The organism is Marinomonas balearica (assembly GCF_004362145.1).
Taxonomy (GTDB): Bacteria; Pseudomonadota; Gammaproteobacteria; order Pseudomonadales; family Marinomonadaceae; genus Marinomonas; species Marinomonas balearica.
In genome coordinates this window covers 17713-30029 of the sequence record NZ_SNXC01000011.1, presented here as the reverse complement: position 1 = coordinate 30029, position 12317 = coordinate 17713, and the positions used below count along the sequence as shown (strand labels likewise).

13 protein-coding genes are annotated in these 12317 nt (G+C 43.4%); 10 read left to right on the top strand and 3 right to left on the bottom strand.

Annotation, left to right across the window (positions count from 1 at the left end; genetic code table 11):
* Window positions 1-47: 47 nt before the first annotated feature.
* Entirely contained in the window at window positions 48-1592 is a 1545-nt protein-coding gene (gene amaB / locus DFP79_RS07600) for an L-piperidine-6-carboxylate dehydrogenase (RefSeq protein WP_133503341.1), read from the bottom strand.
* 165 nt (window positions 1593-1757) lie between these two features.
* On the opposite strand from amaB, the gene DFP79_RS07595 reads away from it, so the two are divergent.
* Both DFP79_RS07595 and DFP79_RS07590 read left to right on the top strand, forming a co-directional pair.
* Window positions 1758-2609, top strand: coding sequence for a LysR family transcriptional regulator (locus DFP79_RS07595; protein WP_133503340.1), 852 nt, complete (start codon window positions 1758-1760; stop codon window positions 2607-2609).
* A gap of 146 nt (window positions 2610-2755) precedes the next feature.
* Window positions 2756-3559, top strand: coding sequence for a DUF1338 domain-containing protein (locus DFP79_RS07590; protein WP_133503339.1), 804 nt, complete (start codon window positions 2756-2758; stop codon window positions 3557-3559).
* Window positions 3560-3589: 30 nt separating this feature from the next.
* Here DFP79_RS07590 and DFP79_RS07585 read toward each other — a convergent pair whose 3' ends face one another.
* Window positions 3590-4255 carry a hypothetical protein gene (locus DFP79_RS07585; protein WP_133503338.1) on the bottom strand — a complete coding sequence of 222 codons (666 nt, stop codon included), beginning with the start codon at window positions 4253-4255 and terminating at the stop codon, window positions 3590-3592.
* Window positions 4256-4456: 201 nt separating this feature from the next.
* Between DFP79_RS07585 and DFP79_RS07580 the strand changes: the two genes are divergently transcribed.
* The 6 genes from DFP79_RS07580 (at window position 4457) to DFP79_RS07555 (ending at window position 9348) form a co-directional block, all read left to right on the top strand.
* Window positions 4457-4873: a rhodanese-like domain-containing protein gene (locus tag DFP79_RS07580; RefSeq protein WP_133503337.1), complete on the top strand. Its 417-nt coding sequence runs from the start codon at window positions 4457-4459 to the stop codon at window positions 4871-4873.
* Window positions 4874-4889: 16 nt separating this feature from the next.
* Window positions 4890-5144, top strand: coding sequence for a glutaredoxin 3 (gene grxC / locus DFP79_RS07575; protein WP_133503336.1), 255 nt, complete (start codon window positions 4890-4892; stop codon window positions 5142-5144).
* Window positions 5145-5175: 31 nt separating this feature from the next.
* Window positions 5176-5652 (top strand): protein-export chaperone SecB, encoded by a 477-nt coding sequence (gene secB / locus DFP79_RS07570; protein ID WP_133503335.1) that lies wholly within the window; start codon window positions 5176-5178, stop codon window positions 5650-5652.
* 332 nt (window positions 5653-5984) lie between these two features.
* A complete protein-coding gene (locus DFP79_RS07565; RefSeq protein WP_133503334.1) occupies window positions 5985-7643 on the top strand; it encodes a COG3014 family protein in 1659 nt (552 codons plus the stop codon).
* Window positions 7644-7714: 71 nt separating this feature from the next.
* Entirely contained in the window at window positions 7715-8314 is a 600-nt protein-coding gene (locus tag DFP79_RS07560; protein ID WP_133503333.1) for a penicillin-binding protein activator LpoB, read from the top strand.
* A complete protein-coding gene (locus DFP79_RS07555; RefSeq protein WP_133503332.1) occupies window positions 8314-9348 on the top strand; it encodes an LPP20 family lipoprotein in 1035 nt (344 codons plus the stop codon). Before DFP79_RS07560 ends, DFP79_RS07555 begins: the two co-directional genes overlap by 1 nt.
* An 83-nt stretch (window positions 9349-9431) precedes the next feature.
* Here DFP79_RS07555 and pobA read toward each other — a convergent pair whose 3' ends face one another.
* On the bottom strand, window positions 9432-10634 hold the full coding sequence (gene pobA, locus DFP79_RS07550) for a 4-hydroxybenzoate 3-monooxygenase (protein ID WP_133503331.1): 1203 nt from the start codon (window positions 10632-10634) through the stop codon (window positions 9432-9434).
* Between the two features lie 271 nt (window positions 10635-10905).
* Between pobA and DFP79_RS07545 the strand changes: the two genes are divergently transcribed.
* Together DFP79_RS07545 and DFP79_RS17885 are read left to right on the top strand one after the other, a co-directional pair.
* Complete coding sequence (locus tag DFP79_RS07545) at window positions 10906-11790, top strand: helix-turn-helix domain-containing protein (RefSeq protein WP_133503330.1); 885 nt, start codon at window positions 10906-10908, stop codon at window positions 11788-11790.
* 195 nt (window positions 11791-11985) lie between these two features.
* A complete protein-coding gene (locus DFP79_RS17885) occupies window positions 11986-12162 on the top strand; it encodes an RSP_7527 family protein (protein ID WP_166637668.1) in 177 nt (58 codons plus the stop codon).
* The last annotated feature ends 155 nt before the right edge of the window (window positions 12163-12317 follow it).

The window sequence follows — 12317 nt, the reverse complement described above, 5'->3', positions numbered from 1 at the left end:
ACGTAATGTTGTCTACGTCGCTTTGATGGAGTCAAAAAAGACGCAGGTTATTCGAACACAATGCCCTGAGCCAACGGCAAATCGCCACCGTAGTTAACGGTGTTCGTTGTTCGACGCATGTAATTACGCCATGCATCTGATCCGGATTCTCGACCGCCACCCGTTTCTTTTTCACCGCCGAAAGCACCGCCAATCTCTGCACCCGATGTACCGATATTCACGTTAGCAATACCACAGTCAGAGCCTGCTGGAGACATAAACAACTCAGCTTCTCTCATACTTTCCGTAAACACAGCAGACGATAAGCCTTGAGGCACGTTATTTTGAATTTCAATCGCTTCGTCAAAGTCAGTGTAAGTTAATACATATAAGATTGGAGCAAAGGTCTCTTCTTGAACAATCTCTGCATCGTGCGCAATTCGTACAATCGCTGGTTTAACATAGAAACCACCCGCTGGGACATTTGCAATCACTCGCTCGCCGCCGTAAACCACTTCTCCGCCTTGCTCTTTCGCAGCATTAAGTGCAGCTTGCATACGCCCAAAGCTCGTTTCATCAATTAATGGTCCAACGAGATTTCCCTCTTCCATTGGGTGACCAATACTCAAAGAAGCATACGATTTGACCAAACGCTCAACCAAACCATCTACAACAGATTCGTGCGTTATGAGTCGTCTAAGCGTCGTACAACGTTGTCCAGCGGTACCCGCTGCGGAGAAAACGATGGCTCTTAATGCCAAATCCAAATCAGCCGTCGGTGAAACAATCATTGCGTTGTTTCCCCCAAGCTCTAAAAGAGATCGACCCAAACGTGCAGCAACGGTTTGAGCAACCGCTTTCCCCATCGCGGTTGAGCCCGTTGCAGAAACAAGAGGGAAAGCAGGATTCGATGCGATGGCCTCTCCAAGGTCGCGGTCACCAATCATGACACTCACGGACGCCTTAGGAATGTCTGGCATTTCGGCGATCACATTTTGTGCGATCTGATACATTGCCAACGCGCACAAAGGCGCTTTCTCTGATGGTTTAAGCAAGATAGGGTCGCCACAAACTAAGCCCAACATGGCATTCCAAGACCAAACAGCCATTGGAAAGTTAAACGCTGTAATAACCGCAACAGGTCCAAGTGGTTGCCATTGCTCCATCATTCTGTGCCCCGGACGTTCAGATACAATCGACAAGCCATGCAACATGCGTGATTGACCCACCGCGTAATCGCATACATCGATCCACTCTTGAACTTCACCCAACGCTTCAGGAAGAATTTTACCCGCCTCAAGCGAAATAACCTGAGCCAACTCTTCTTTATACTTTCGGGCTTCTTCACCAATTCTACGAACCAATTCGCCGCGACGAGGTGCTGGAATAGTACGAAGCGACTTAAATGCATCTTGAAGTTCACCGACTACAGAAGAGAGCTGTTCAGGCGTGGCATTATTAAATTGAGATAGTCCTGAGCCATCGATCGGGCTATGGGCTGAAAATGAATGGCCTTGCCCCATTTCACGGGTATTCCCCGTCAGCACACTGTAAAACGTATCACCTTGTTTCAGTGAATGTATGCCAAGTGTTTCCAAACAAGCCAATGTCATATCCGACCTCACAATAAATTAATTGAATTTCTGACACAGTACCCAGCCTTGCTATCGATTTGAAATATTGATTTCCTGCTGGTGATCTAGTTTTTTCCTATAGCAAAGAACATAATGCAAAGATCAAAAGCGTCTTAACCGAAAATAAAAGAAAGGAACTTTGCCTTGGATATACGCTCCCTCCGATATTTTATCGCCGTATTTGAAGAGCGCAGTTTAAGTGCTGCCGCAAAACGCTGCTTCGTTGCCCAACCTTCTATTTCGGCCCGACTCGCTCAATTAGAAGAAGATCTGAACACAAAGCTGTTTGTGCGACATTCAAAAGGAGTCTCCCCGACGGATAGCGGCAGTCAATTGTATCCACACGCCTGTAAGATGGTGAACGATCTCAATTCACTGCGAGGGCTTTTTTCCGAAACGACGACACCGCTGTCTCTTTCCATTTCTTTAACGCCCTTTTTGTCCGGCGTGCTGATCAGTCAGGTAATAAAGAAAATGCTCGATGAAATTCAAGGGTTAACATTGAGTTTAGTGGACGAATCAGAGAGCGCCGATTTGCGCTTTACTTGTAATCGCTACACGTCAAAGGACGATGTTTTTTACCCGCTCTGGGAAGACGATTATGTGATCGCAATGCCAAAAGGACATTGGCTTAGCGAGTTTCCATCTTTATCTATCAAGCAAATAGATCGACAACCCTTTATTTCTCGTACACCGTGCGACATTCTTGAGTCGTGGAATTACCTCATGCAAGAACAAGGGCTTAAAACCGACATCCGCGCTCAGGTAAAAACAGAAGAATATGCGCTGGATCTTGTTGCCGCAGGATTGGGGATTTCATTGATCCCCGAACACTCTTCAAGAGGCCGTTCGGACATCTGCCTACGCCCGATTAATGACGTCAAACTCAAGCGAATTGTAGGGTTAGCACACAGTAAAGAGAGAAGCTTTCCTGCACACCTAATCAATACCATTTTATCGGCGAAACACAGCCTAGAAACCTCACCTATCCATTAACTGGGGTTGTGATAAATCACGCTAGCATGACTTTTTTGCATCATTAAGTGCTTTTTTACCTTTTGTATAACCTCATCAAGCTAACATACAGTGTCTTTATTAAACTTAGATATTTCAAATGAACACATGTTGAAGGTTAGGATAATATGAATACTGCCGACTTTTTCGATGCTCTATGGGCGCAATACACAAAAATCACCCCGCAGGCTCAGCGCATCCAATCTCTTTTCCAAAGCCACGGAGAAACGGTCCTAAACGACCACGTCGCATTTCGAACGTTTAACCATTCACCTATTGAGCTTGAAAAACTTGAGCCTCAACTGTCTGCACTAGGGTACACAGCCTATGGCGCTTTTCGCTTTGAAAATAAACACCTAAAAGCGCGTTGTTATAAACATGAATCAGACGAGAACGCGCCAAAAATCTTTTTATCCGAACTGCTAACAGAAGAGCTTCCGGAAAAATGCCAACACATTATTTCTAAGCTGACGGATCAAATTTCGGAAGACATTGTTAAGTCCCCTGAAATATTTTGGGCTGGAACACTTTGGAATGCAATTTCTGAAGAAGACTACCTTACCTTAGCAGAGCACTCTGAATACGCGGCGTGGCTGTCTACCATGGGGCTTCAAGCAAACCACTTTACTGTGAGCATTAACCACCTTGAAAAGTTCCCCACCATTGAAGAAGTGAATTCACTTTTACAAGACGAAGGATACACTCTCAACAGCACAGGTGGTTTAATCAAAGGCTCACCAGAGGTGTATTTGGAACAATCGTCAACGATGGCAGATAAGGTTGAAATCACGTTTTCAGGCGACAAAAAAAGCACAATTCCAAGCTGTTTTTACGAATTCGCTAAACGCCATAAGCAAGCGGATGGGCAACTATTCGACAGTTTCATCGAAGGGAACGCAGACAAAATTTTCGATTCAACCAACGCGCAATAATCGAATCTCAATGTTGGAATAGAAAAGCCACTAAGGCGCAACATCAATAGAGAGCAACAGGGACAATGCTTTTTGCGCAACAACGGCTTCTCCGTAATAAAACACATTCGTCATAAAAGGCGTTTTAGGCATTGTGAGAGAAACATCCGCTACGTGCTGACCTTCTATGTAGAGAGGGCCTTGCTCATTCCAAACGACTTGCATAGCAAGGCTTTCTCCAGAAGCATTTCTTAGCTCCCATTCGCGCGCATCACCACGCCAGATACGTAAAGGGGCAGATGAAAACTGCCTCTGATTTTTGTCGCTCGCCAATACCAACGTTAACGTAATAACATCACCAAGCTTGGCATCTAATTTACGTTCAGCCACTCGCTTATTTAAAGAGGCAAGCAACCCATTGGCAAGCTGTAAATTAGCAGAGTTTTGCTGAAGTATGGCTTGTTGGCCTCTATCCGTGCCACTGACTAATGGAGCCCCTCGTTGTAAGTCAGGAATAATATGCGCTCGTACCCAAAGGGCTTCCAACTTTCCCGATAACTCGACCTGAGTTTCTTGTCGTTTTTCTTCAAAATTAGATTTATTGCTAGCAGTCGAGCAGCCGCTCAAGAGAAACACCGCACTAAGAAAAACGCACAATTGTAAACATTGGCGGAGAAAACCAACCTCAAGATTCGATTTTTGACCAAGATTCAACATAATTGCGCTCCATTTTGCGTTTTGCTTTGCGAATAAACCCGCTCTGCACCATTAGCAGCGGTTTAACTCTCTCATTAATACCAAAAAATTGCGACCTCTTGAATAAAGGTAGCATTCCGAGCCTGTACCCTTTCCACAGCGCGTGTATAATGCTTGACGTATTTTCTTAGGCTTATGCAATTACCACAGGCTTTTACCATTATGATTGATCAAATTCTCGAATTTTCTACCAACCATTGGGATATGGTTGCCATCTTCGTCTTAATTCTCGCAACCGTTGTGTTCGTTGAGATGAGAGGAAACGCCAAAGGTATCTCACCAGCAAGTTTAACAAACTTGATGAACAACAAGGATGCAGTAGTCGTCGATCTTAGAACTGCCAAAGAATTCCGTACGGGTCATATTACGGGTGCCATCAATATTCCTGCAGATAAACTAAAAGATAAAAATGCAGAGCTTGAGAAACACAAATCCACCCCTATTATTCTTGTATGCAAGACAGGAATGACGGCCGGAACAAACGCGAAAGAGCTTATTAAAGCTGGATTTGAAGTTTACAAACTTCAAGGTGGCATTGCTGAGTGGGAGAACTCCAGTCTTCCTCTTGTTAAAGCGTAACAATTGAGAGGGTAATATGGCTGATGTAACCATCTATTCAAGTGACTACTGCCCATTTTGCATGCGAGCTAAGCAATTACTCAGCATTAAGAATGTAGACGTTAATGAAATTAATGTTGATGGCAACCGTGCGCTACGCCAAGAAATGATGGAAAAATGCGGACGCCATACTGTGCCGCAAATTTGGATTGGCGATCATCATGTTGGTGGTTGCGACGATTTATTTGCTCTCGAACGAGATCAAAAACTAGATCCAATGCTTTCTGTTTAGAATAATGTAAAAGATAAAACAAGGAACCAAAATGGCTGAAGAAAATAATCAAGAAGCGCAACAATCTCAAGGTCCTGTGCTTCAAATGCAACGTGTCTTCTTAAAAGACATCTCCTTTGAGTCTCCTCGTTCTCCTATGGTTTTTCAGGAAGAATGGAAGCCAGAGCTTGGTTTAGAGCTGAATACAAAGAGCCGTCAGGTTGGCGACAATTTATACGAAGTTGTTCTTGAAATCACAGTGAACGTTAAAAATGAAGGTGAGCCAGCGTATTTGGTTCAAGTTCTACAAGGCGGACTGTTTACGATTTCTGGACTTGAAGAGCAGCAACTTCACCACGCTTTAGGCGCATTCTGCCCAGGCACTCTATTCCCATATGCTCGTGAAAATATTGATGCTGTTGTCGTAAAAGGCAGCTTTAGCCCAGTAATGCTTGCACCTATTAACTTCGATGCGCTTTATATGGAAAGCCTTCAGAAGCAGCAATCTGAAGCTGAGACAACTCAGTAAACCTCTGTTTTTCTATCTACAGAGCGACTTAAAAAAGAGGCATTTTGCCTCTTTTTTTGTTTTATCCTCTTTGAATTTATCACCCCTTTTGATTAACTAACTAAAAAAGATGTACCTTCCTCTAAAAAGCTGAAAATATGTATCTAGATTAAACTCGTTCAAACTAAACTAAAGGCGCATCGGACGAGCTTTAAAGAAAAGGAAAACAAGTGAAAAAGAAAAAGCCGTGTCCATATTGTATGCAATTACGCTGGATGATTCTTTATCTTGGCTGTGCCACACTAGTTGGCATATTATTTATCGACCATTTTTTAGGGAAAGGAATCTAATCTGTGAAGTTTGTCGTTTTATGTCTCATCTCGGTCATTTTAAGTGGCTGTGCCACCTATCGAAACGATATTGATGAAGGTCTTACGTTAGCTCATGAAGGCAACTGGAAAGCAGCTGAGAGCTCGATGGACGAAGCGCTTAACAGTTCTCAAGATCAGCTTCTTTTCTATCTTGAAAAAGGGGCATTAGCGCAATACCAAAAAGACTACGAACGCAGTAATGAACTGCTGGAAGAAGCAGAAAAAATCAGCGACACCTTTTTTTCTACAAGCTATTCCAACCGAGCATGGGCACTACTAACAAACCCTCGCCAAAGTGATTATCGTGGAAATGGACTTGAGCGAGTCTACATTAGCTACTTAAAATCTCTCAACTATCTCGCTTTATCCGAACAAGCGACAAGCTCATCGAAAAAACAACAGCTCATGGATGCGTCTTTGGTTGAAGCAAGACGTATCGACCTAAAGCTAAATGAAATTGCGGCCCAATCAATCAGCTATGAAGATTTAGACGCTAAAGAAGATCAAGCCTTTTATATGAAAGCAATAGAATGGCTTGGTAACTTTTATCAAGGCGGCAGAAGCAGTGATCAATACGAATACCGCGAAGATGCGTGGGCGCGCTACCTAGAAGGTATTCAGTATGAAAAAAGCAAAGAATACGACGATGCTCGTATCAGCTATGAATCAGCAGCAAAGCTATATGAAGCAGGCTATGCGAAGCAATACGATTTGACGCCAGATGCGGCTACCCGCGCATGGTTAGACGCAATACGAATGATGCAAAAAGGCGGGTGGAGTCGTTCCGAAGTCACTGAAGCCATTGATGCGCATTTAACACCGCCATACAAAACACTGTTGGAAGAATACAAAAAGCACGATGCTGAAATTGTCGTCCTAGAGCATCAAGGGTTTGTGCCTGCAAAAAAAGAAATGTCCCTTATGCTTTTCGCCGATCCCGCAGCCTACTCTCTGGTATTGGAACCTCTTCATGGTGGAGGCCGTATCGAAGAGAACGATGCTTTTCGCTGGTTTACCATGGTCTACTCTGATGCTACTCCACTAGGCCTAATCGCCAATTACAAAGCCGGTGGCGCGTGGCGTGCTGTCGATGGTCTATTTAATAAACGCGTCATCCTAGGCCGCCCGGTTTGGAGTCAACTCAGCGCAACAGGGTTAGACGGTATGCTCATGGAGCAACCTCTTAGAATAACCGTACCTTATTACTCTCGATTCAGTCTGGATCAATCAAAAACAGGCGTATCGGCTGGAACATTCACCGATGATCATTCTCTTACAATGACCTCGCTAGCAGATATCTATCTTCAGAATCAGCTTAAAACGGCTCAGCGAGACATTTACGAAAGCCTAATTCGAGAAATGATTCGAGGCTGGTTGGCTTACCAAGTTCAATCCAATATCGATGATCAAGGCGCCAGTATGCTTATCGGCTTAGTTAGCAAGGTCGCTGTATTTATCAGCTCAGCCGCTGACACACGAAATTGGCTTACGTTACCCGCTCAAGTACGCTTGACTCGTATGCCGATCGATTCGGGGAATTACTCTTTGAGTTATAATGTGGGTGACACGACGTTTGATATGCCAGAAACATCAATAACAACTGATGACTTGGTCATATGGAACATTCGAAATCCAAACTAGTAATGATCTTTTATTCAGCTAAATTTAGTTATAGCTGCATTTATTCCGACTTATTTTAGGGAGACATATTCATGTTTAAGTCGCTTTCAAAATCTATATTTTTACTTGTCACTGTGCTGTCTGTCGTCGCTTGTTCAAGCGGTGGAGTAAAACGCATCAGTACGGACGAAGAGGTTGCGTTATCTGATCGATGGAACGACACTGACTCTCGTTTGGTGGCAGAATCCATGATGGGAGAAATGCTCACTTTTCCTTGGTACCGTAAATACAAAATCGAGCATGACGGCAACCCAACCGTTATCATTCAATCTATTCGAAACAAAAGCCATGAGCATATCCCTGTTGATACCTTTATCAATGACATCAAACGCAGCTTTTTGAAAGAAGGCAAAGTAGATTTTGTCGTTTCAGGTGAAGAACGTGAAGACATCCGTACCGAGCGAGAAGATCAAGAAATGAATTCAGCAGAAGGAACCGCGGCGGAGTTCGGTCAAGAGCAAGGAGCTCAATTCGCTTTATCTGGCACAATAAACTCTATTGTTGATTCCAATGGCGATCAGCGCGTTACTTTTTATCAGGTTGATTTGAAACTTATCAACATGACTACGAACCGTGAAGTTTGGAATGGACAGAAGAAAATCAAGAAATTAGCGGATAAAGGATTCTTCTAATGCGAATTTCATCCACCTTTTTTCGTCATAATCGACTGATTTTAGGTGTCTGTTTATCCGGTTTGTTAACCGCATGCGTTGGCTCAGGAGGTGATACTGCCTCTCAAAGTAACGCCGTAGCGACCATGCCTGAATGGATTTCAAACCCACCAAAAGATGCTCGTTATCTATACGGTGTTGGCTCTTACAGCAAGATCGAAGATCTTGCTGAGGCCTATAAACAGGCTGAACAGAACGGAAACGCGCAAATTGCCCAGCAACTTAGAACTCAAGTATCTCAGGTCAACACTCAGGATATTCAAGTTACCCAAGAAACAGGGCAGCAAGAACACGTTTTAAAAGCGCAATCCGCTTACACTAAATCTAAGTCCGTTAACATCGAGTTAGATCAAATCCAAAATCAAGCTCGTTTTCAAGATGATCAATATGTGTACGCTTTACAAGCGTTTGACCGCAGTAAAGCCGCTTCACGTTTGCGACAAAAAATTGACAAACTAGACGGCAGCATTCGTGCCATTGGTGCAAAGCTGGCGTTAGATTTAGAGCCTAACCCTAAAGATTGGCGAGCGTATTTGTCGTTAATTCCACTTTTCTCTGAGCGACAGCTGCAAGTGCAGAAGCTTGAGCTTTACTCCAAATCCGGCGCGATTTTTCCACCGGACAGTAAAGTCAAAGCCATTCAACAGGCATTGGGTGTCGCACTAAAAAGCTTCGCTTTTAAAGTCGATTCTGACGCGCTTTTCAATCCCGTATCCAGTCAGCTCACTGAAGTTGGCCTACGAGCAGGAACGGACAACGTTGTGTGGTTGTTATCAACGACAACTCAATCACGCTCAGAAAACAAAGCAGGTAGAACCTATACGTTTACGGAAGGAACGCTGAATCTTTCCACAAGTAGCGGTGAACCATTGGGAAGTTGGACAGCAAAGGGTCGTGGGATTTCTAAACAAGAAGCCTCTGCCATTTTGAAAGCGCAGCAAGACTGGTCTGAAAAGGCTGTGTCGGCCATGTTCCAGTGGATGACAGGAAGCTAATTTCTACTTTTCCATCTAAAACGCACAAAAGCGCCTTTATGCTTTATCATTCGAAGACATAAAGGCGCTTTTCCTATCTTTATTTACTTCAGATCTTCATATGGCAAACCAACGTACTGCATAGCAACGATTTTTCGCCCTTCTTCATGGTCTGTATAGAAGTTAAGCTCGGAACTCATAAAGCGATCAAATGTAATTGCATCAGCACCACTGACAGAAACACCACCGAAATCGTGCATCATGTTCGTCATCCACCATGAGAAGCGCTCACCGTTCCATACACGGCGTAAACAAATCTCGGAATACTGGTTAATGCAGTCTTTGTCATTTTCCTTATAAACCCGTGTAAGGATCTTATACAAGGTCGCAACATCCGATGCCGCTAGATTCAAACCTTTTGCACCCGTTGGAGGAACAATATGCGCAGCATCGCCCACTAGGAACAGGTTTCCATATTGCATAGGCTCACAAACAAATGAACGCAGTGGCGCAATGCTTTTCTCTATACTTGGCCCTGTTTCCATATTTTCAGCAACATCGTCTGGTAAACGTTTTTTAAGTTCATTCCAGAAAGCCTCATCACTCCAATCTTCAATCTTGTCTGTTAATGGAACTTGAAGATAGTAACGCGAGCGTGTTTGCGAACGCATACTCGCCAGAGCAAAACCTCTGTCTGTTTTACAATAAATGAGCTCATCGTGTGCAGGCTTAGTATCAGAAAGAAGACCTAACCAGCCAAACGGGTAAACGCGTTCAAACTCGGTTTTTACTTCATCAGGAATGGTTTTTCTAGATACGCCATGAAAACCGTCACACCCAGCAATGAAGTCACACTCCAAACGAACATGCTCTCCGTCTTTTTCAAACGTAACGTAAGGCGAATCCGATTTAACGTCGTGTAACTGCACGTCACTGGTCTCATAGACCGTTGTTAATCCCGCTTTTGCACGCGCCTCCATAAGGTCACGTGTGACCTCGGTTTGACCATAGACTGTGACGGTATCGCCGCCAGTTAGTTCATCAAGCGCGATTCGCACACGTTTGTTGTTAAACGTTAATTCAACGCCCGTATGGACCTCTCCTTCCTTATCCATTCGTTCACTGACGCCCGCCTCACGCAACAAGTCCACCATTCCCTGCTCTAGAACACCCGCGCGAATTCGGCCCAATACATAATCGCCCGTTACGCGCTCAAGGATGATGTTATCGATGCCCTGTTTTGCTAACAATTGACCTAGAAGCAAACCCGATGGTCCTGCCCCAATAATAGCGACTTGCGTTTTCATAATGACCTACCTGCATTGTTCTTTTTATTGATGAAGTGATTACATACAGATATCTTGGTAGATCATCGCTCTTTTTGTCAGGTACTATAAAGACAATAAATTGTACTTTTTGGACAGGAGAAATAGACATTTTTTTGCTATAAATAACAAATAAAAAAACGAAATGCAGTGACAGAGCGTAAATAAGACACAAAAATCACTGCAAAGTAACCATTATAAGATATAAAAACACATATTCATTTTTTAGAAACACACCACATTTGGATGCATAATGTCAGACAGTAACATTCCACTTTTTGGACTTTATGGTGATTCCGAATGGGCTGATGATCCTGAGTTTCTTCATATCGAAGACATTGAATCCCGCAGCAGTGATTTAGGCTGGAAAATAGATGCTCATAGGCACAGTCAACTGTTCCAAATTCTTGTTCTAAAGTCTGGCGACTCTAAAGTTCAACTGGATGATCAAACTCGACGGTTGAAAGGGAAGTGGGCCATTGTTATCCCCGCAGGTTGTGTCCACAGCTTCAGATTTGCGCCCGAAACAGACGGCAAAGTACTGTCCATCGCCGCACCATTATTGGAAGAAGCCTATCAAGAACGCGCCGCCAAATTAATTAAGCCGTTACTTCAAAACCCTGCATTCATCGATTTAGGTCACAACACCGATCAATTTAATGAGTTGTGGCCCATCGTTATGCAGATCGAGCGTGAAACTTCCATTGCCCGAGCTGGACGCGCGTTGATGGGAGAATATCTGGTAAAAGCACTCTTAATTATGTTGCATCGCTATAGCGTTGTAGGAGACGCCAATGCTTCTGACAACCAAAACCACCAGCTTCTTCAAAACCTAAAAGAATTAATCGAGAAAAACTATCTCAAACATTGGACGACGTCGGAATATTCAAAGCGCTTAAACACATCAGAGAAAACCCTTAACCGACTAACAAAATCGACCTTAAATCAGAGTGTTAAATCTTTGTGCCATGAACGCGTATTTCTCGAAGCCAAACGGCAACTAATCTACAGCCGAAAAACCATAGAAGAAATTGCCTACGATCTCGGGTTTATCGATCCTGGCTACTTTTCGCGCTTTTTTAAACGACTCAGCCACTACACTCCTGGTCAATTTCGACTAATGAATCAGCAAAATTGACCCTAATTAGAAGGCTTATCAGACGAGAAATTCACGCTATTTTCACGTCAAGATACACAGAGTTTAAGCAGCAATACAGCCCCCAAAAGCAATGGGTTAGTTTTTTTCATCTACCGCCTGAAATTTGATCGTTTGATCAAATTTAGTTCAATCGATATCCTTTCAATTATTCCAAACCAACAGAGGATTTTCCCGATGAAAAGCGACTATAAATACGATCAATTTGGTAACTTAGATACTGACTTCTATGTTGAGCGAGCTTACGAACTTCGTAGAGCTTACTTTGCAGAATCTGTAAAAAATGCAAAAGCGTCTTTTAAAAAATGGTTCACAGGTCTTATCCCATCACGTTCTGGGCATGCAGCACATTAAGCTCTGTTCAGCAGATAATTTGTAATTAGCAGTTTCCAATCGCACAGTAAAAATAAAAAGCGATTTCGGGAACCCCTTTAGTATCAAAGTTTAACTTTCAACACATCTCCCCTCCGTGAATTTCAACAACACTCACTGATAATTTCTCCAATCTG